Annotated in this window: 19 protein-coding genes and 1 pseudogene; 10 read left to right on the top strand and 10 right to left on the bottom strand. The window is 73.0% G+C overall.

Going from position 1 to position 18,779, the window contains the following annotated elements; all coding sequences use genetic code 11:
• Nucleotides 1–267: 267 nt before the first annotated feature.
• Entirely contained in the window at nt 268–468 is a 201-nt protein-coding gene (locus D1369_RS03430; RefSeq protein WP_007386542.1) for a DUF5999 family protein, read from the bottom strand.
• Between the two features lie 161 nt (nt 469–629).
• On the opposite strand from D1369_RS03430, the gene D1369_RS44485 reads away from it, so the two are divergent.
• Entirely contained in the window at nt 630–1,451 is an 822-nt protein-coding gene (locus tag D1369_RS44485; protein ID WP_037902296.1) for a pentapeptide repeat-containing protein, read from the top strand.
• On the opposite strand, the gene D1369_RS03420 is transcribed toward D1369_RS44485, so the two are convergent.
• Nucleotides 1,419–2,939, bottom strand: coding sequence for a cytochrome P450 (locus tag D1369_RS03420; protein WP_007386544.1), 1,521 nt, complete (start codon nt 2,937–2,939; stop codon nt 1,419–1,421). The two genes, D1369_RS44485 and D1369_RS03420, sit on opposite strands and share 33 nt — an antisense overlap.
• Before the next feature lie 107 nt (nt 2,940–3,046).
• Between D1369_RS03420 and D1369_RS03415 the strand changes: the two genes are divergently transcribed.
• Both D1369_RS03415 and D1369_RS03410 read left to right on the top strand, forming a co-directional pair.
• Nucleotides 3,047–3,655, top strand: a complete 609-nt coding sequence (locus D1369_RS03415) for a TetR/AcrR family transcriptional regulator (protein ID WP_007386545.1) — start codon at nt 3,047–3,049, stop codon at nt 3,653–3,655.
• 89 nt (nt 3,656–3,744) lie between these two features.
• The gene (locus tag D1369_RS03410; protein WP_007386546.1) at nt 3,745–4,470 is read left to right on the top strand and encodes a DUF2470 domain-containing protein; all 726 of its coding nucleotides are present in this window, start codon (nt 3,745–3,747) and stop codon (nt 4,468–4,470) included.
• Here the strand turns inward: D1369_RS03410 and D1369_RS03405 are convergent.
• The 4 genes from D1369_RS03405 to D1369_RS03390 all read right to left on the bottom strand — a co-directional run bounded on the left by D1369_RS03405 (nt 4,438) and on the right by D1369_RS03390 (nt 8,906).
• Nucleotides 4,438–5,655 carry a lactonase family protein gene (locus D1369_RS03405; RefSeq protein ID WP_007386547.1) on the bottom strand — a complete coding sequence of 406 codons (1,218 nt, stop codon included), beginning with the start codon at nt 5,653–5,655 and terminating at the stop codon, nt 4,438–4,440. The genes D1369_RS03410 and D1369_RS03405 overlap by 33 nt on opposite strands.
• Before the next feature lie 92 nt (nt 5,656–5,747).
• Complete coding sequence (locus tag D1369_RS03400) at nt 5,748–6,770, bottom strand: hypothetical protein (RefSeq protein ID WP_007386548.1); 1,023 nt, start codon at nt 6,768–6,770, stop codon at nt 5,748–5,750.
• 34 nt (nt 6,771–6,804) lie between these two features.
• On the bottom strand, nt 6,805–8,082 hold the full coding sequence (locus D1369_RS03395; protein ID WP_007386549.1) for an aromatic acid exporter family protein: 1,278 nt from the start codon (nt 8,080–8,082) through the stop codon (nt 6,805–6,807).
• A gap of 236 nt (nt 8,083–8,318) precedes the next feature.
• Nucleotides 8,319–8,906, bottom strand: coding sequence for an ABATE domain-containing protein (locus D1369_RS03390; RefSeq protein WP_162950995.1), 588 nt, complete (start codon nt 8,904–8,906; stop codon nt 8,319–8,321).
• Nucleotides 8,907–9,045: 139 nt separating this feature from the next.
• On the opposite strand from D1369_RS03390, the gene D1369_RS03385 reads away from it, so the two are divergent.
• From D1369_RS03385 to D1369_RS03360, 6 genes and pseudogenes are all read left to right on the top strand, one after another.
• The gene (locus tag D1369_RS03385) at nt 9,046–10,053 is read left to right on the top strand and encodes a zinc-binding dehydrogenase (protein WP_118082248.1); all 1,008 of its coding nucleotides are present in this window, start codon (nt 9,046–9,048) and stop codon (nt 10,051–10,053) included.
• A gap of 70 nt (nt 10,054–10,123) precedes the next feature.
• A complete protein-coding gene (locus D1369_RS03380; protein ID WP_037902300.1) occupies nt 10,124–11,023 on the top strand; it encodes a DUF3626 domain-containing protein in 900 nt (299 codons plus the stop codon).
• Between the two features lie 2 nt (nt 11,024–11,025).
• A pseudogene (locus D1369_RS03375) lies at nt 11,026–11,211 on the top strand (hypothetical protein); the annotation flags it as partial.
• Between the two features lie 16 nt (nt 11,212–11,227).
• Nucleotides 11,228–12,220 (top strand): aminoglycoside phosphotransferase family protein, encoded by a 993-nt coding sequence (locus tag D1369_RS03370; RefSeq protein ID WP_118083112.1) that lies wholly within the window; start codon nt 11,228–11,230, stop codon nt 12,218–12,220.
• Between the two features lie 6 nt (nt 12,221–12,226).
• The gene (locus tag D1369_RS03365; protein WP_118082247.1) at nt 12,227–13,507 is read left to right on the top strand and encodes an ROK family protein; all 1,281 of its coding nucleotides are present in this window, start codon (nt 12,227–12,229) and stop codon (nt 13,505–13,507) included.
• 61 nt (nt 13,508–13,568) lie between these two features.
• Nucleotides 13,569–13,811, top strand: coding sequence for a hypothetical protein (locus D1369_RS03360; protein ID WP_007386553.1), 243 nt, complete (start codon nt 13,569–13,571; stop codon nt 13,809–13,811).
• Between the two features lie 46 nt (nt 13,812–13,857).
• Here the strand turns inward: D1369_RS03360 and D1369_RS03355 are convergent, their stop codons facing one another.
• Complete coding sequence (locus tag D1369_RS03355; RefSeq protein ID WP_007386554.1) at nt 13,858–14,886, bottom strand: SDR family oxidoreductase; 1,029 nt, start codon at nt 14,884–14,886, stop codon at nt 13,858–13,860.
• Nucleotides 14,887–15,001: 115 nt separating this feature from the next.
• Between D1369_RS03355 and D1369_RS03350 the strand changes: the two genes are divergently transcribed.
• Nucleotides 15,002–15,658, top strand: a complete 657-nt coding sequence (locus D1369_RS03350) for a M15 family metallopeptidase (RefSeq protein ID WP_118082246.1) — start codon at nt 15,002–15,004, stop codon at nt 15,656–15,658.
• A 10-nt stretch (nt 15,659–15,668) separates the two neighbouring features.
• On the opposite strand, the gene D1369_RS03345 is transcribed toward D1369_RS03350, so the two are convergent.
• The 3 genes from D1369_RS03345 to D1369_RS03335 all read right to left on the bottom strand — a co-directional run bounded on the left by D1369_RS03345 (nt 15,669) and on the right by D1369_RS03335 (nt 18,778).
• Nucleotides 15,669–16,628, bottom strand: a complete 960-nt coding sequence (locus D1369_RS03345) for an SDR family NAD(P)-dependent oxidoreductase (RefSeq protein WP_007386555.1) — start codon at nt 16,626–16,628, stop codon at nt 15,669–15,671.
• A 295-nt stretch (nt 16,629–16,923) separates the two neighbouring features.
• Nucleotides 16,924–18,093 (bottom strand): aromatic acid exporter family protein, encoded by a 1,170-nt coding sequence (locus D1369_RS03340; protein WP_007386556.1) that lies wholly within the window; start codon nt 18,091–18,093, stop codon nt 16,924–16,926.
• Between the two features lie 28 nt (nt 18,094–18,121).
• Complete coding sequence (locus D1369_RS03335; RefSeq protein WP_007386557.1) at nt 18,122–18,778, bottom strand: HAD family hydrolase; 657 nt, start codon at nt 18,776–18,778, stop codon at nt 18,122–18,124.
• Between the last annotated feature and the right edge of the window lies 1 nt (nt 18,779).

The raw sequence follows: 18,779 nt of genomic DNA, 5'->3' as shown, positions 1-18,779 counted from the left end.
ACCTTCGTGCCCGACCCCGTGAGCACGCCCCTGTCCCCGGCCGACCCGGAACAGGAAGCCCGCCGGTCGTGGAACGCACCCGGGGCGCCGGCCTCCAGGAGCGTCCGCGGTGCGTGGGCCTTGGCCGAACAGGCCACCGGACTCCGGCAGTCGCCGACTGCGCCCGTCTCGCCCTGGTCAACGGAAAGGGCAGGATCGTCGCCCTGCACCTCCTGGCCGGCCCCGAAGGCCTCGCCCGGCTCGACCTGCCGGACATCGCCCGCCGGCTCAGGCCGCCACGGTCGGCGCCCCGGACGTGCGGTGCGGACTCACGACCCGTCCGTCCGGGAGGAGCTCACCGGTGTCGTCGAAGACGACGGTGCCGTTGCACAGCAGGCTCCAGCCCTGTTCGGGATGGGCCGAGACGATCACCGCGGTGTGGTGGTCGGGGCTGTCGACGGTGGGGCACGGGGGCTGGTGGCTGCACATGACGCCTCCTCGATGCGTTCGGCTCCTGCCTCGGTCGGCCGGTGTCTCTGTGGTAGCGGAGTTTGTTTTCCGTTGGATGAGGAGACCCCCACATCGCCGGAAACGCGTCGGTGAGTTCCTGTCAGGTCGACCGGTCCCCGGGGCCCGTTAGGCTGGCCGCGATGTCAGAACAGATGATCGACCTCAGGGGCGACTGCGCGCGGTGCTTCGGCCTGTGCTGTGTCGCCCTGCCCTTCGCCGCCTCCGCGGACTTCGCCCGTGACAAGCCGGCCGGCACGCCCTGCCCCAACCTCCGGGACGACCACCGGTGCGGCATCCACGCCAGGCTGCGGGACAAGGGCTACACCGGATGCACGGTCTACGACTGCTTCGGCGCCGGGCAGAAGGTCTCGCAGGTCACCTTCGGCGGCCGGGACTGGCGTGACGGCCCGCGTGCGGACGCCCGCCGGATGTTCGACGTCTTCCCGGTCGTGCGCCAGCTCCACGAACTGCTCTGGTACCTCACCGAGGCGCTCACCCTGTCCGCCGCCCGCCCGGTCCACGCCGACCTGCGCCGCATGCTGGAGCGGACCGAGGCACTCACTCGGGGGACCGCCGAAGAGCTCGCCGCTCTGGACGTCCCCGCGCACCGGCAGCAGGTCAACGTCCTCCTGCTGCGCACCAGTGAGCTGGTGCGGGCCGGCCTCGGCGGCGGGAGCAAGAAGAAGAACCGCCGGGGCGCCGACCTGATGGGTGCCCGTCTCAAGGGCGTCGACCTGCGCGGCGCCAGTCTCCGCGGTGCCTACCTCATAGCGGCCGACCTCACCGGCGCCGACCTGCGCGGCGCGGATCTGATCGGCGCCGACCTGCGCGACGCCGACCTGACGGACGCGGACCTGACCGGCGCGTTCTTCCTCACCCAGCCCCAGCTGAACGCGGCAAGGGGCAGCGCCGGCACCCGGCTGCCGGAGTCAGTCACCCGCCCTGTGCACTGGACAGCCTGACTCGGAGGCCGGAACCGGGGCCTCGTCGGGATCCGCCTCGGGGGCGGCCACGGTGACACGGCCCGCCCGCCGTTCCAGGTGCAGCCGAAGCCCCTCCGGCATCAGCGTCAGCCGCTCGGTCACGCTGAGCCGGTAGCCGGGGTCGGCCCGCAGCTCGTAGCGGCGCAGCAGCAGACCGAGCACCAGCGTGGCTTCGTGCAGCGCGAACTGGCGCCCGATGCAGGCCCGCGCCCCGGTGCCGAACGGCTTGAAGACATGCGGGGGACGCGACCGTACGGCCTTGGGGTCGAAGCGGTCCGGGTCGAACCGCTCGGCGTCGGCGCCCCACACCTCGGGATCGCGCTGCAGCATCGGCGTGAGCACCAGCGTCCACGCCCCGCGGCGCATCGGGTGCTGCCCGGCCAGCACGGTGTCCTCGACCGCCTCCCGGGCGAACGCGGGCGCAGTCGGCCACAGCCGCAGCGACTCGTCCAGCACCCGGCGCACATACCGCAGCTTCGCCACCTGGTCGTACTCCGGCGCGCCGGTGGCACCCCACACGCGGTCCACCTCGTCACGCGCGCGTGCCGCGACCTCGGGGTGGCGGGAGAGGTAGTGCAGGGCGAAGGAGAGCGCGCCCGACGTCGTCTCGTGGCCGGCCACCAGGAAGGTGATGACCTGCCGGCGGACGTTCTCCGGCGACAGCCGCTCACCGGTCTCCGGGTGGGCCGTCTCCAGCATCCGGTCCAGCAGATCGCCGTCCCCGCTCGCCCCGCGCCGGGCCCGGACCAGGTCGTCGACCATCCGGTTGAGGTAGGCGATGTCGTCCGCGTTGCGCTGCGCGGCGCGCCGGACCAGAGCGGGGAACGGCACGGAGTTGAGGCGCTGCGCGTAGGTCAGGGTGCCGACCATCGCCGTCACGAAGGGGTGCGGCCGGTCCCGTTCGAAGGAGCCGAAGTCGTGCCCGAACCCGGTCCGCGCGATGGTCTCCAGGGTCAGCTTGGTCATGTCGCCGGGGACGTCCACCGACCGGCCCGCCGTCTGTTCGCGGTCCCAGTGGTCTGTCAGCCGACCGGCCACGGCCAGCATCATCGGGTGGTAGGCCGCCATCGCCTCCCGGCTGAAGCCCGGTGCCAGCACGTCGTGGGCCAGCTGCCAGTTCGGCTCGTGGTTGTACGCGGTGAAGAGCCCGTCGCCGGCGACCGGCCGCAGATTGGCGACTCCGAGGCCGACGTGCTTGGCGAACCGCGACTCGTCCGCCAGGTCCGCCACGAGTTCGGCGCCCCAGGTGAACACGAACTCCCGGTTGAACGCCCTGCGCCGGAAGATCGGCCCCAGCCGGCGGGCGAAGCGCAGCGAGTCCTGGAGCGGGGTGGCCCGGTCGACGCCCAGCACGTCGCCGAGCAGGGGGAGCCGACGCGGCGGATGCGGAATGCGGTGAAGGTCGGGCCAGCCCAGCTCGGCGCTGCGAAATCCCGTCGGCCGGGTGGCCGTCGTCGTCTCCGCCATGACGAGATCTCCCTTGATCCAGCGGCAGTTGAACGCGTTGTACTTGGGTTCAATAACGCGCCTCAGTCTGATCCCGTTGTTGAACCGGCGTCAAGTAAAGTGCGGGCATGGCCGGGAAGCAGGGCGAGCGCACGCGCCGCAGGCTCAGCACCGAGGAGCGCCGGGAGCAGCTCCTGACGGTGGGGGCGAGGCTGTTCTCGGAGAGCCCGTACGACGACGTGTGGATCGAGCAGGTCGCCGAGATCGCCGGCGTCTCGCGCGGGCTGCTCTACCACTACTTCTCGACGAAGCAGGACTTCTTCGCGGCGGTCGTCGAGCGCGAGAGCGAGCGGATGCTGGCCATGACCGCGGCCGTGCCCGGCGTCCCGGTGCGCGAGCAGCTGACAGCGGGGCTGGACACGTATCTGGAGTACGTCCACACCCACGCCCACGGCTTCCGTGCCTTCCATCGCGCCGACGCCGCCGGGGACCAGGCCGTGCGCCGGGTCTATCAGCGGGCGCTGGCCGCACAGGAGCGGCAGATCCTGGCGGCGCTGGCCGCGGATCCGGAGTTCGGCGCCCAGGCGCAGGAGCGCCCCGATCTTCAGCTGGCCGTCCGCGGCTGGCTGGCCTTCACCACGGCCGTCTGCCTGGAGTGGCTGAGGGGCTCGGACCTCTCCCGGGAACAGGTGCGCGACCTGTGCGCACGGGCCCTGCTCGGCGTTCTCAGGCCCTGACCGGAATTCACGCCTCCGCCACGGGTTCGCGGTTGGCTTCGTCGCCGATCTTCGCTAAGTTAGGCAAGGCTTACCTTAGGAGGCAATGGATGGGTGACAGCCAAACCTGGACGGCCGCGCCTTCCGCGGCGGAACACGCCCGGTCGGTGCTCGCCGCCTCGTGGTCCTGCGCGGTGACCGCCGAGGGCGGCCGCGAGGAGTTCGTCGGCGCGCACACCGTCGCCGAGGACGGGCGGGTGACGCTGGAGGTGCCCGAGGGCAGCACCCTGGTCGCCGCCGCGATCTGTGCGCCCCGCGGCGAGCCCTCCGCCGTCCTGGAGTTCGCCGACGTGGCACCTGTCCCCCTGCGCAGCCGTATCCGCGCCCGGCTGTGGATCGCCGGCTGGTTCGCCGCCAGGGACGGCCGGCTGGAGTTCGAGGCCACGCGCGTGGTGCTGCGCCGGCCGTCGGGCGCGGTGGTCGTCGACCTCGACGAGTTCGCCGCCGCCGCACCCGACCCGCTCGCCACGGCCGAGGCCCGGCTGCTCACCCATCTCGCCGACTGCCACCCCGACGCGATCGAGCGGCTCACGAGGCTCGTCGACCCCGACAGCCTGCACGGCGCGGTCCGCGTCCAGCCGCTCGCCGTGGACCGGCACGGACTGACCCTGCGCATCGAGCGCGCCCGCGCCCACGGCGACGTACGTCTGCCCTTCCACGCGCCCGCCGACGACGTGGCGCGGCTGACCGAGCGCATGCACGTGCTGCTCACTCAGGCGAGCGCCGCGTCCTGTCCGCGTGCTCTACAGCGGCAGCGCGCAGACGGCGACGGGTGAGGCGAACGGCTCTCCGGCGAGTCGCAGGTCGCCGCTGGTCGAGTCCACGCGGAAGACGCTGACGGTGCCGGACCTCTGATTCGCCGCGAAGAGCAGCCTGCCGTCGGGGGAGAAGGCGATCTGCCGCGGGAAGTCACCGTGCACCGGCACGGTGTCGAGCAGCCTCAGCCGGGCGCCGCCCCCCTCGACGGCGTACCGCGTGAGGCTGTTGTCGCCCCGGTTGGCGAGATAGGCGTACGAGCCGTTGGCGGTGACCAGGAACTGCGCCGGGTAGTTCGTGCCCGAGCCCGTCCCCGTGGACTGCGGCGCTCCGACGGAGACGCGACCCGTCTTGCGGTCGTACGCGCAGACCGCCACCGTGTTGTCGACCTCGTTGGCGAGATAGGCGTACCGGCCCCCCGGATGGAAGGTGAGATGACGTGGTCCGGCGCCCGCCCGGGTCCGGGCCCGCGAGACCTCCTGGAGCGCGCCGGTCCGTTCGTCGAGGCGGTAGCTGTAGACGGTGTCGGTGCCCAGGTCGACGGCGAGCACATGGCCGCCGTCGGGACTGGTGAGGAACTGGTGGGCGTGCGGCCCCTCCTGGCCGGGCCCGGGCGCAGGACTGGAGTGCGTGACCGAGTCTCTGAGCGCGCCGAGCGCACCCGAGGGGTCGATCGGATGCACGGCCACACTGCCGGAGCCGTAGTTCGCGCTGAGCAGCCAGCGCCCGCCCGGATGCACCGACAGATGACACGGCCCCGCCCCACCGGTGCTCCGGCTCCCCAGCACCTTGCGGTCGGACAGGCGTACGGCGGTCACCGCGCCGGCGTCCCGTTCGGCGACCGCGTACAGCGTGCGGCCGTCGGGATGCACCGCGAGATACGACGGGTTGGTGACCCCGGTGATCGTGCCCTTGCCGGTGATCCGGCCGCTGTCGGCGTCGTAGGCGGCGATGCCGATCCCGGTGCCGCCGCCCTCGACGGACGTGTAGGTGCCGAGATACAGGGGGCGGGGACCGGTCGGAGCCGGGGCGGACGGTGTTCTCGTCCGGCTCGGAGAGGCGGACCCGGAGGAGGCGGGGGGCTTGGAGGGCGCCGACGCCGACGAAGGACCGGAGGACGTCGAGCAGCCGACGAGCCCCGAGCCCGCACCCGCGAGGACGCCGACGAAACGGCGCCTGCTCCAGCCGCCGTTCGCACTGCTCATCCCTGCGCACCCCGGGTGATCGATGGTCTCGGGCCTGGACGACCACCTTCACCCGGACCGCCCGGCCGGTGCAACCCGAGCCCCGCCGCCCCCTACCAGTCGCCGTCCTCGACCGGCTTGCCCGGCGCGTCCCCCAGCGGCTCGACCTGGTGCGAGGCGGGCTGCTGCCAGGGCTCGTGATCGTCACCGAGCCAGTCGCCCACCGGTTTCACGCCCTCCAGCGCGTCCGTCGGGGCGAGGTCCTGCGCGTCCTGGTCGTAGTAGTCGAACCAGGGCAGCCCCGCCCTGGTGTAGGCCGCCCGGTCCACGGGGGACGGCGGGGGAGCCTCGCCGGTGATGCGGCGCCACTCGGGCGGTGTCACCAGATGCACGAAGACCCGCCCGGCCGGTGTGTCCGCCCAGTCCGAGAGCGGCCGGTCGTCCCGGTAGACCTCCTGGCGCAGGGAACCGCCGACGCCTAGCCCCATCGAGGGGGCGCTGCGGGGCGCCGCCGCCGGAGCGGCCGGCGCGGCCATCGCCATGGGCACGGCGGCGCCGTAGCCCATGGCGGGCCCGCTCGCCGACCGCATCCGCTGCTGCGCCTGCCGCCACTCGCTCAGACGCTCCTCGACCAGCCGGAAGGACTGCAGCTGTACGCCGCCCCAGACCTCCTCGCCCGTGACCTGCCCCTCGACGGTCGCGCCCAGCCCGAGCGGCACCGCCACGAACTGGCGGACCGTCCCCTCGCCGGAGTTGATGCCGTCCAGCCAGGGCTGGCGGGGCAGCACCACGTAGTTCTGCGGGTCACGGGCGAGTCGGTCGCTCCACGGCTTCCCGGAGACCGCGCACACCTTGCCCACCCCCACCTGGAGGGCGGCGGGCTCGACGGTGCTCCCGAAGCTCAGCCACATGGCCTCGCGCAGATACACCGGCAGCATCACCCCGCCGCGGGCCCGCCACTGCTCCGGCACGGTGTCCGGGTAGTCCGAGACGCGACGCACGGGGAACTCGCCGAGCCCCGGCGGCAGCGGATGCGTGCCCGTCTCGGGCAGCCGCAGGGTGCGGACGAAACGCACCGCCGCGCCGCCCGGCAGTCGTAGTGTGTTCCCGTCGATCCGCACGCTGGTGTCGGTCATCGGCTGCCCCCTGTGATGGTCATGTGTGCCTGTGTCACCTGGAACGAGCGGAGAGTGCCGAGCGGTTCCTGCGCCAGCGTTCCTGCATCCGGGTCAGGTGCGGCATCCGCTCGCGCTGCTCCTGCGACGCGCGGTCCAGCTCCTCCAGCAGACGGCGGGAGCGGTGCTCGGTGTCCAGCTCGTCGAGGATGCGGTTGACCTCGGTGAGCACGGCCCCGTGCAGCTGCCATTGGCGGTAGTCCCGCTGGATCTCCTCCAGCAGCAGTTGGGCCAGCTTGTCGCGGGTCGCCGAGGCCTGGCGCAGCTCGGCGGTGAGCCGGGCCTCCGCGGACTCGGCGCTCACACTCACATGGGTGGTGACCAGCACCGCGAAGCTGACCACGGCGTCGCCGATCTCGGACAGCAGCTGTTCCACGGTCCGACCGGTCTCCGGCCCGAACAGGGGCTCGGGAGTCTGGTCCTCGTCGAGCGGAAACGGCTCGTCGGCGAAGGGGTCGCGTTCCTTGGCCAGGTCGGTGAGGGTACGGGCGAGGACCCGCAGCACGACCGTGCAGATCTCCAGGGTGTCCAGGCCGGTGCGCAGCACCACCCGGTGCAGCAGGCCCTCCTTCACCCTGGGGTTCAGCTTGAGGCTGTCCTCGGCCTGCCGGAGGGCGGCGTCCACCTCGACGATGTCGTGGTCGAGCTCCCGCGCCTCGTACAGCCGGGCCGTCGCCAGTTCCACGGGCGTACGGCCCGCGGCCTCCTCACCCATCCGCAGCATCAGCTTCCGCAGTCGGCGGGCCAGCCCCTCGATCGACTCGCCGGCCTCGTCCACCCACACCGGGGGAGCGAGCAGCAGATTGCAGGCCAGGCCCACGACCGCGCCGATCAGCGTCTCCACGACCCGGGCCCAGGCGGTGTCCCCGACGCTCGTCACCCCGAGCACCAGCATCGCGCTGATCGCCACTTCGGGCACGAACTCCTCGACCCGCACCAGCCGTCCGACCACCAGCGACGCCACGATCAGCAGACCGAGGCTCCACCAGGTCAGGCCCACCAGCAGGCTGAAGGCGATGGCGACGAGGACACCGGTGACCACCGAGTTCACCCGGCGGATGCCGGTGGTGAGCGTGGAGTAGAGGGTGACCTGGACGACGAGCAGCGCGGTCAGGGGCGCGGTGAGCGGGGCCGCCTCGGGACTGAGCCGCAGGGCGATGACGTAGGCGATCGTCGCCGCGGCCGCCGACCGCAGTGTCTGCACGATCACGGGGTCCCGGCGCCGTTTCACGAACCGCACCAGGGACGCCGTCCCCTCGCGTACCTCTCGCATCCTCAGTGTGTTCCTCCTCCATGTAGGCGTCCGGTGCACTCCTTTACGGACGGTGACGGTCCGCAAGCGTGCCCCCATTGTGGGCTGCGGCCGGCCCACAGCAAGGACCCGGGGCAGTGACGGCGGACACCCGGCGCCACCTCGACTACCTGGATACGGCCCTCCACCATCCTGACCCCGCCGGCCACCCCCTGCACGGTCGCACCCGGGCGTGACGACATCCCGGGGACCCGCCTTCACCGGGTGGTGGCGGCCCGGCTGCGGGAGCGGTAACCGGCGATCTTCGCGAGGTTGCCGCAGCGGTCCATCGAGCACCAACGGCGGCGCCGGGCCTGTGAGTCGTCCAGGAAGAGCAGCGAACAGTTCGGGTTCTCGCACTCCTTGACCCGCTCCAGGAGCGGACCCCGCACCAGTAGCACGGCGTCCCGCGCCACCGTCGCCAGGGCCGCACGGGCCGGACTGCGCGCCGTCCAGCGGGCCGGGCCGAGCTGGGGGGCGAGGTCCGGCTGGGCGGCGGCCGCGTTGACCCGCTCCACGTCGGACGGCTCCGGCTCCCGCCCGGCCATCGCGGCGCGGACCAGGCAGTACAGAGCCTCGCGCAGGAGACGGGCCTCCGTCAGGTCGCGCGAGGTGACCCGCACCTGGCCCTCGTCGGTCGTCAGCTCGGCCTCGGTGAACCAGCGGGCGAGCGCGGCGGTGTCGGGGAGCCGCTCCACCGGAGTGGCGTGCCGTTTGCCGAGGGTGGCCGCGAAGTCCAGGCAGGGGCGGCCGCCGATGAACGGGAACGCGAGGGCCGGGTCGGCGGGGGCGGGGCTGCCGGTCATGCCGTCGAGAGTACACCGGTTCATGTGGTGTCGGATGGCGGCGCGAACCCCCTTGACACCGATTGAAGGGGTGTCGGAGAGTGACACCACTTCAACCGGTGTCAGTCGCTCGGGAGGCCGGGCAGAGAGCAGGTGCGGTATGCGTGCGGTGCGGATCGACAGCTTCGGCGGACCGGAGGTACTGGTGCCGGTCGACGTACCCGACCCGGTGCCCGGCCCCGGAGAGGTGCTGGTACGGATCGTCGCGGCCGGGGTGAACCGGGCGGACGCCCTTCTCCGCGCGGGCCTCTACCACCGCGCCGGACGGCCCCCACTCGTCCCGGGCGCCGAGGCGGCGGGAGTCGTCGTCGAGGTGGGGGAGGGGGTGACCGGCTTCGCGCCGGGACAGCGGGTCATGGGCCTGGACGGCGGCACGTCATCAGGCTTCTACGCCGAGTTGGCCGCCGTCCCCGCCACCCACATGGTCGTGCTCCCCGACGCCGTGGACCTGACCCGGGCGGCCGTGCTGCCGGTCGCCTGGCTCAGTGCCTGGTACTGCCTGCGCCGTCTCGCCCGCGTCACCAAGGACGACACCGTCGTGGTGAAGGCGGCGGCGAGCGGTGTCGGCACGGCGGCCGTGCAGATCGCCGCGGAGGCCGGGGCGCGGGTCATCGCCCTCGCGGGTTCGGCCGAGAAGGCCGCCTGGGCGGGGGAGTTCGGAGCCGACGTCACCGTCGACACCTCCGCCCACCCCGACGACGCCGAGGTCGAGGAGGTGCTGCGGCTCACCGACGGCCGGGGCGCCGACGTCGTACTGGACACGGTCGGCGGCGGGGCTTTCGGGCGCAGCCTGCGTGAAGTGGGCCACGGCGGCCGGGTCGTGGCCCTGGCCAACGTCGCCCTGGAACCGAGCACCGTCGACACCCGGGACTTCTATCCCAAGAACGCCTCGATCCTCGGCTTCCAGCTCACCAACCTGCAGATCCACGGCTATGACCCGCGCCCCGACCTGCGAGAACTGGCCGAGCGGGTCGCCGCCGGCGGCTACCGCGTGCCGATCGAGGCCGTCGTAGCCCTGGAAGAGGCGCGGGCCGCCCACGAGCGGCTGGAACGGCGTGACAACCGGGGCAAGATCGTGCTCGCGGTCGGACCGGACTCCGGCAAATGAGGTGCGGTTACCGTCCTCGGCAGGTGATCATCCGGTGAGGCGTGGGTGAGTCGTGAGAGGGGAGGCGCCGGTGAGTTCAGTCGGGTCGGCACGAGCGCGGGCGGCGCTGAGTCATGTGGCGGCGGCGTCGCAGGGTCCGCCCGTCGAGCCGGACGTGCGCATCACGCTGAACTTCCACCCGGACCGCCTGGCGCGCGGCCTGCCCCTCCTGGAGGCACTGGCCCGGGACGGGGTCTACCACTCGCAGTTCGTCACCGGCACGAGCAACGGCGGTCTGACCGCACACCCCGGCGGCGACCGCTGGCGCTGGGAGAGCCGGATCTTCGGTGGCGCCTACGACGACGCGGACGCCCATGAGCGGCCCGTGTACGGCGCGCTGAACTTCCGCCGTCAAGTGGTGGGCGCCGCCCCGCGGTTCGGCTCCTCGTACTTCCGGCTGACCGGCGCGTCGCTCGCCCGGGCCACCTTCTGCTACCCCGACAGCGCGGCCGAGCCGGTCAATTTCGGGGTAGCCGCCGGCATGTCCCTGATCGCCCTCGCGGAGGCCGACGAGCGGGACGCCCTCGACGACTACATCGAGGCCCAGGTGCACGGCGGCGTCGACCTGACCCGCGATGTGGAGGCCCTCGTCCTGGACGCGAGCTACCGGAACACCCCCGTCGAGGCCGCGGCACGCCTGCTGCCCGTCCCCGTCGAATGGCACCCCGGCCACCGGATCACCGTGGCCGCACTGCACCGTCACGCCGACTACCGCGGACAGGAGTACGCCGACCTCGGCGCGAGCATCGCCGAGGACGGACTGGTCGACCCGCGCGTCATCGGCGACGCTGCCCGGACCGGCCGCTACGAACTCCAGCACCTGAAGATGGTGTGGCACACGCTGGCCCGCTTCGGGGCGCCGAGGGGGACGGCCCACCCAGAAGAGGCCACCGGGGGCCGGACGCCGGTGGTCAGTACACCGAGCGCATAGGGCTCCGGGCCGGCGCTCGTGTGTACGTCTGCGGAGACGGATCACGAATGGCGCCCGGCGCGCGGGAGGCATTCCGTACCCTGTTCCGGGACCACATGTCCGACGCCGACGAGACGGCTGCCGAGCGGTGGCTCGACGGGCTGGTGCGGGACGGGCGCTACATCGAGGACGTGTACGCCGCCGGGTGAGAGAAGGGGCGGGACGCTGGTGGACTCCTGGGAACGGGCCCGGCGGGTGCTGGAGGGCGCGGGTCTCGACCCCGGCCTCCTCGCCGGCCTGCGGCCGCTGAGCGGCGGCACGTACAACTCGGTCGAGGAGCTCCTTCTCACCGACGGCACCCGCCACGTCCTGAAGGTCCCGCCCGCGTCCACCGTCCCGGGCCTGCGCTACGAGCGCGAACTCCTGCTCGCCGAGGCGGAGTTCTACCGCGCGGCCGCCATGGCCGAGGTCGCGGCACCACACGTCGTGGCCCTCGGCGAGGACACCGCCGCACCCCATCTGCTGATGACGGCGTGTCCCGGAGAACCCTGGGACGCGTCGGTCACCGAAGCCGAACGGGCGCCGCTGCGAAGGGAGCTGGGTCGACAGGTGGCGCGGCTGCACACGGTGACCGGGCCCGGCTTCGGCTACCCCTCCGGCGCCCTCGGCCCGCTCGCCCCCGACTGGCGGACCGCGTTCACCGCCATGACCGAGGCGATCCTGGACGACGCCCGGGACTACGAGGCGCGGCTGCCGCGCCCCGTCGACCAGGTGGCCGGCACACTCCGGGCCGGCTTCCCCGCCCTCGACGAGGTCACGGTTCCCGCCCTGGTCCACTTCGACCTGTGGGACGGGAACATCCTGCTGCACCGCCCGGCCGACGGGGAGCTTCGCATCGGCGGGCTCATCGACGGGGAGCGGATGTTCTGGGGCGACCCCCTCGCCGACTTCGTCTCCCTGGCGCTGCTCGGCGACATCGAGAAGGACGAGGCGTTCCTCGCGGGCTACCGGGAGGCGGGCGGCCGGGCCGAGTTCGACGTCCCGGCCCGGCTGCGCCTGGCCCTCTACCGCGCCTACCTCTACCTGATCATGCTCACCGAGACCGTCCCCCGGGCGGTCGACGGCGAGAAGGAACGCTGGGTCCAGTCGGCGGTGGCACCGGAACTCGTCGCCGCCCTGGACGAGATCGAGACCCTCGCCAGGGTCACGGGAGCCTGAACACCCTTGAACGGACGCACCGTACGCGACCTCAGGCGCGCCAACCGCACGGCCGTGCTGCAGCGCCTCTACTTCGACGGACCCCTCAGCCGCTTCGAACTCGGCCCGGTCACCGGACTGAGCTCCGGCTCGGTCAGCAACGTCGTCGCCGACCTGGTGGCCGACGGCCTGCTGGAGGAGGCGGGCAGCGTGGACTCCGACGGCGGACGCCCCCGCACCCTGCTGCGGGTGGCGCCCGGCAGCGGCCACATGATCGGCGTCGACGTCGGCGAGACCCGGGTGCGCGTCGAGCTGTTCGACCTGACCCTCACCGAACTCGCCCGCGCCGAACGGCCGTTGACCCAGCGGAGCTACGACGTCGAGGCCATCGTCGGGCACATCCGCGACGGCATCGCCGAGGTGCTCGCCGGTGCCGCGATCGAGCCCGAGGCGCTGCTCGGCGTCGGCATCGGAGTGCCCGGCATCGTGGCCCACACCCCCGAGAGCGGGGCCGTCGTGCACGGCCAGACCATCGGCTGGGACGCCGTCCCGCTGGAGTCACTGCTGCGCACCGGCTCCCCGCTGCCCGCCGGCGTCCGCTACTTCATCGACAACGGCGCCAAGACCCTCGGCCAGGCCGAGATGTGGTTCGGCGGCGGCCGCGGTGCCCGCAGTGCCGTCGTGGTCCTCTTCGGCTCGGGCGTCGGCGCCTGCCTGGTGACGCCCGAGGTGGAGCACGGCCGCGCGGTCGAGTGGGGGCATCTGACCGTACGGGTCAGGGGGCGCCGCTGCCGCTGCGGTGCCCTCGGCTGCCTGGAGGCCTACGCGGGTGCCGAGTCGCTGCTGGAGCGCTGGCGGGAGGAGGGCGGACGGCCGCCCGAGGGCGTCGACGAGGAGACCGCGCTGACCGCCCTGCTCGCCGCCGCGTATCCGGCCGACGACACCCCGGGCGACCCCGTGGCGCTGGCCGTACTGGAGGAGACCGCCGAGTACCTGGGCGCCGGACTCTCCGACCTGATCAACCTCTTCCAGCCCGAGCGGATCATCGTCGGCGGCTGGGCCGGGCTCCAGCTGGGCACCCGGTTCCTGCCCGCCGTACGGCGCCACGCGACCGCGTACGCGCTGCGGTACCCGGCCGAGAAGGTCACCGTCGACCTCGGCCGCCTCGGACCCGACGCGGTCACCGTGGGCGCGGCCATTCTTCCGCTCGCCGACTTCTTCGCCCGCGGCGGCCGGCGTCCCGAGCCCGCGCCCGAGGGACCGGCACCGGCCTGGCGGGCCGCCCTGGAGGAGCGCTCCCCGAGCTGACGTTTCGCCGACCTGCGCGGAGGTACTCGCGCTCCCGCCATCAACACGAACGGAGGACGCCGTGGACCACCGCAACGAAGGACCGGGCGAGAACGGCGATCCCGTCCCGCGGGATCTGCCGGACCAGCAGGCGGGCGAGGGCGACGACCCCTGGGAGGTCGCCACCGTCCCGGACGAGGCCCCCGGCACCGACAAGCCGGACGACGTCCCGGACACCGACGAGGCGGGGACCGGCCGGCAGGGGGCGCCGCGGTCGGACACCGTGCACCCCGAGCACCCGGAAGCCGAGGAGCCCTCCGGCTGACCCGCGGGCCCGCCCTGACTCGCGGACCCGTGGGTCAGCCGGGGTCTCAGCCCACCTTGCGGCCCTTCATCGGCTCCGTCCGGGCCCCCGCGCCCTGCTGCATCCCGTGCAGGAACTCCTCCAGGACCTCGGTGGCGGTGTGCTCCGGGTGCCAGCCGAGTTCCGTACGCGCACGGGTGCAGTCCATCAGGGGCAGCCGCAGGACCGCGTCGAACAGATGCGGCGACGCGGGCAGCAGGTGCAGACCCCACGCGGCCGCGATCGCCGAACGGGCCGCGGTGCGGGGCAGCCGTACGGGACGGGCGCCGAGCAGCTCACCCAGCAGTTCGGCGTCGACCGGCGGCTCGCCCGCCAGGTTGAAGGCGCCCCGCACGTCCGAGCGCACCGCGAGTGCGTAGGCCTTGGCGGCGTCGTCGGTGTGCAGCGCCTGCACCCGCAGGCCGGGAATGTCGGGGAGGAAGGGCAGCAGGTCGGGCCGGGCCAGCTGGCCCGGCAGGAACCGGCCGCCGAAGATGCGGCGCTGCTCGCTCGCCGACTCCCGCTTGAAGAGGAACGCCGGGCGCATCCGGACGACCCGGACGCCGGGGTGGTCGCGCTCGAAGGTGTCCAGGGCGCGCTCCAGATACGCCTTCTCCCGGCAGTACGCGGCGTCCGGCCAGCCGTGCGTCGGCCACGACTCGTCGACCGCGTGCTCCTTGGGGCCCGGCGAATAGGCGCCCACAGACGACGCGTGGACCAGCGTCGGCACCTTGGCCGCCGCCACCGCCTCGAACACCCGGATCGAGCCGAGGACGTTGGTGCGCCAGGTCACCGCCGGGTCGTGCGTCGGCTGGAACGCCCACGCCAGATGGACCACCGCGTCGGCGCCCGCGAACTCCTCGGTCAGATCGGTCCCTTCCGATGACAGGTCGACCGCCAACCACTCGGTCTTCGCGGGCGACCAGTCCGGGATCCGCCGGGCCAGGCCCCGTACGGAGCCCACCTCCGGATCCTCCGAGAGAAGACGCACCACGCTGGTTCCCACGTTGCCGGTGGCGCCCGTGACCACGATCCTGCTGCCGGTTGAAGTGCTCACCTTCGGCTCCTTCGGGCCGCTGGGGCGGGGACCGCCCGAGTACCCGGCCTCCGGCGACGCACGCGGTGCACGGCACGGTCCGCGGCCCGGTCCGCGGCCACGGGATGATCACCCCATGAGTGAGATCATCCTGATGTCCGACGCCCGTGTCGCCGCCGTCCCCGTCGAGGAGAACGGCGAACCACTCGTGGACGTCCGCGACCACCTCCTGGTCGACGACCGCAAGCACGAGGACTCCCTGGGCGCCGAGGTCCATCTGCGCCAGGGTGTCCTCGACCGGCTGCTCCGGGCGCAGGCCCTGCTGCCCGACGGCCTGCGCCTGCTCTTCGTGGAGGGCTACCGGCCGCCCGCGCTCCAGCGGCACTACTTCGAGCAGTACGCCGACGAACTGCTCGCCGCCCACCCCGACTGGCCCGCCGACCGGATCCGCTCGGCGGCCAGCCGCTATGTCTCCCCGCCCGAGATAGCCCCGCACAGCGCCGGCGCGGCCGTCGACCTCACCCTCACCGACGCCGACGGCCGCGAACTCGACCTGGGCACCGCCATGAACGCCAACCCCGAGGAGAGCGACGGCGCCTGCTACACGGGCGCCGGCAACATCACCGAGGAGGCGAGGACCAACCGTGCCCTGCTGGGCGCGGCACTGAGCTCGGCGGGCCTGGTCAACTACCCGACCGAGTGGTGGCACTGGTCGTACGGCGACCGCTACTGGGCCCTGGAGACGGGGGCACCGGCCGCGCTGTACGGGACGAAGGAACTCAAGCGGTTGTAGGGCCGTCGGCTCAGGCGAACGCGTTCACACCCGTCAGCTCCGCCGACAGGGTCCACAGGCGCTCCGCCTGCTCCGGGTCGGTCGCCCACGCCCTGACGCCGCTGCTCTGGTCGCCGTCGACGGCCGGCTCGGCGATGTCGCAGTCCTCCAGGTAGACGCCGCCCATCCCGGCCAGCTGGGGCGAGGTCGCCGCCCACACCTGTGTGGCCGCGCCCTGCTCCGGGCTCTTGAAGCCGGAGGGGTTGAGCGGGTTGCCCTGCTCGTCGATCCAGCCGCGCTCCACCATCTCCGCCTTGGGGAGGTGGCGCTGCAACGGGGTGAGGATCCCGCCCGGGTGGAGCGAGAAGGCCCGCACCCCGCGCTCGGCGCCGAGCCGGTCGAGGTGGACGGCGAACAGGACGTTCGCCGTCTTGGCCTGGCCGTACGCCTGCCACTTGTCGTAGCCGGTGCGCCAGTGGACGTCGTCCCAGCGCATGCCGGAGAAGTGGTGGGCGCGCGAGGACACCGAGACCACCCGGGCGCCACCCGGCTCGATGGCCGGCCACAGCCGGTTGACCAGCGCGAAGTGCCCGAGGTGGTTGGTCGCGAACTGGGCCTCCCAGCCGGGCCCGACCCGGGTCTCCGGGCAGGCCATGATCCCGGCGCTGTCGATGACGAAGTCGACCGTACGGCCCGAGTCGAGGAACCGCTCGGCGAAGGCGCGCACGCTCTCCAGGTCACCGAGGTCGAGCTCGTCCAGCTCCACGCCCGCCAGCCCCGCCAGGGCCTTCCAGGCGGTGTCGGGACGCCGGGCCGGGACCACGACCCGGGCGCCCGCCTTGGTGAGCGCGCGGGTGGTCTCCAGGCCGAGCCCCGAGTAGCCGCCGGTGACGATCGCGAGCTTTCCGGTCAGGTCGATGCCCGCGAGGACGTCGTCTGCGGTGCTGTGGGCGTCGAACCCCGAACCGATCTTGTGCTGTGCAGTGCTCATGACGGGAACGCTACGAATTGGAGTGCTCTCGAAGTCAAGCGCGCCCCGCCGGGCACCGCGCCCGGACAAGAGGAAGCCCCGACCGGACGGGGGAATCACGGTCGGGGCGGTCAAGAGGTGGATGCGGATGGCGGTCGCCTCTCGGCGAAAGGCTCCACAGGGCTTCAGCCGAACGATCGTCCCTGTGGGCAAAAGGTGAGGCCCGGGGACACTGTCCCATCCGCACCCACGGTCTGTTCAACGGGCAACAACCCTGTGGTGTTCCGCCGTTCGGCGTGTTCCCGGGTGAGCTGCGTCACCCGTTCCGACCGGTCGGCACGATCTCGCTCCACAGGTTCTCGGCCTGCAGCAGCAGAGTGCCCAGCACGGTCGTGCCCTCGGCCCCCTGCCCGGCGTGCTCCCGCAGCCCGTCCTGGAGCTGACCCCGCAGCTCCCGCATCGCCGCCTCGGCGTGGTCGTCGGGCCTGCCCGCACCGCCGGCCGCGAGCAGCCGGTCGCTCTCCGCGTGGCAGGCGTCGCCGATCAGCTGCAGGAGGTCGGCGTACGAGTCCAGTACGGGCCCGGCGGGCGGAGTGGGCGCGCGGTCCTCGTCGGCGGCCACGACAAGGGTCCGGGTCAGCGCGCGGATGTGCCCGGTGACACGGCTCCAGCGTTCGTCGTCCTCTTCCGGCGGGAGCGACGCGGGAGGCCGCCGTACGGCTTGCAGCGGGGCGGCCGTCAGACGCAGGCTCTCCCGGCTCCAGCCGCGGGCGGACCGCAGCGCCCCCAGCCGGCGCTCCAGCCGGGCCGAGGCATGCGACCAGCCCTGTGTGTCCCACTCACCGTCCCGCAGATCACCGGCCACGGTGTGCAGGGTGTCGCCCGCCTCCCGGGCCAACGCCGCGAGATTCTCCCGTACGTCCCGCAGATGGACCGGCGGGAGGACGAACGCGTTGACGGCGATCCCGATGACCGCGCCGAGCGCGGCCTGTCCCACCCGGTGGCCGACCGCGGAGGCCCCGACCGTGCTGGTGGAGAGGGTGAAGAGCGCGGTGGTGGCACCGTAGATCCCCTGGTCGCCGAAGCGCGGCCAGTTCGCGAGGAGCACCAGCAGCGGCACGGACAGTGCCACGGCGCCCAGGGTGCTCCCGGTGACGGCCAGCGCCACCGACGCCAGTACGGCCCCGCAACAGATCGCCGCCAGCTGCCGTACGGCCTGGATCAGCGAGCTGAACACGGTGGCCTGCACCAGCACCACCGCCACCCAGGGCGCCATCAGGGCCATCGGATCGCCCATCCACACACCGGCCACGAGCCAGGCGAGGATCGCGGCGGCCGAGGCCTTGAGCGACTGCACGAGCAGATCGCGCTCCCGCCCCGGGCCACGGAAGGCGGCACGGGCCGCCCGGCCGAAGGCATGTGCTCCCTGCCGTATCGCGTGCGTCGGGCGGGGCTGTCGGCGGAGAGCCTCTGTCACACCTGTCATGAGCAGTGGGTTCCGTGCCTCCGGCTCGTCATGCCAGTGGACTGTCCGCCAGGGATGCCAGCAGGTGGGCCGGATCGTCGTAGATCGCCTGCGCGCCCGCCTCCTCCAGGTCGGCGCGGGGGATGCCGCCGCACAGGACGCCGACACAGCGCACGCCCGCCCGGGTGCCGGCCTGCATGTCCCAGACGGTGTCGCCGACGAAGACCGCGCGTTCGGCGGGTACCCCGGCCAGTTCCAGCGCGTGCTCGACGGGCTCGGGGGCGGGCTTGCCCTCCTCGACGTCGTCGGCGCTGGCGGTGGCCATGATCGCTTCGTCCGCGCCGATCGCCCGGCGCAGCGCGGACAGTTCCGCCCCGCCCGCCGAGGTGGCGAGCACCACCCGCCAGCCCTCCTGGTCGAGATGCCGCAGCAGCCGGCCCGCGTCCTGGAGGGCGGGCAGCCGGTCGAAGTACTGCCCGTACAGGGCCTTGTGGGCGGCGCTGAGCTCGTCGTCCTGGTCCTTGTCGCGGTCCTCGCCCAGCAGATGCGCCACGAGGTCGTCGGAGCCGAGCCCGATGGCCCGGTGGACGGCGTGCATCGGCACCTGGTGGCCCGCCTGCCGCAGTGCCTCCCACCAGGTCGTCACATGCAGGTGGTTGGTGTCGACCAGGGTGCCGTCGACGTCGAACACTGCCGCCCGTTCCATG

It is taken from the genome of Streptomyces sp. CC0208 (assembly GCF_003443735.1).
Lineage (GTDB): Bacteria > Actinomycetota > Actinomycetes > Streptomycetales > Streptomycetaceae > Streptomyces > Streptomyces sviceus.
The sequence above is the reverse complement of the archived record's forward strand: the minus strand, read 5'-3'. Positions and strand labels throughout refer to the sequence as shown.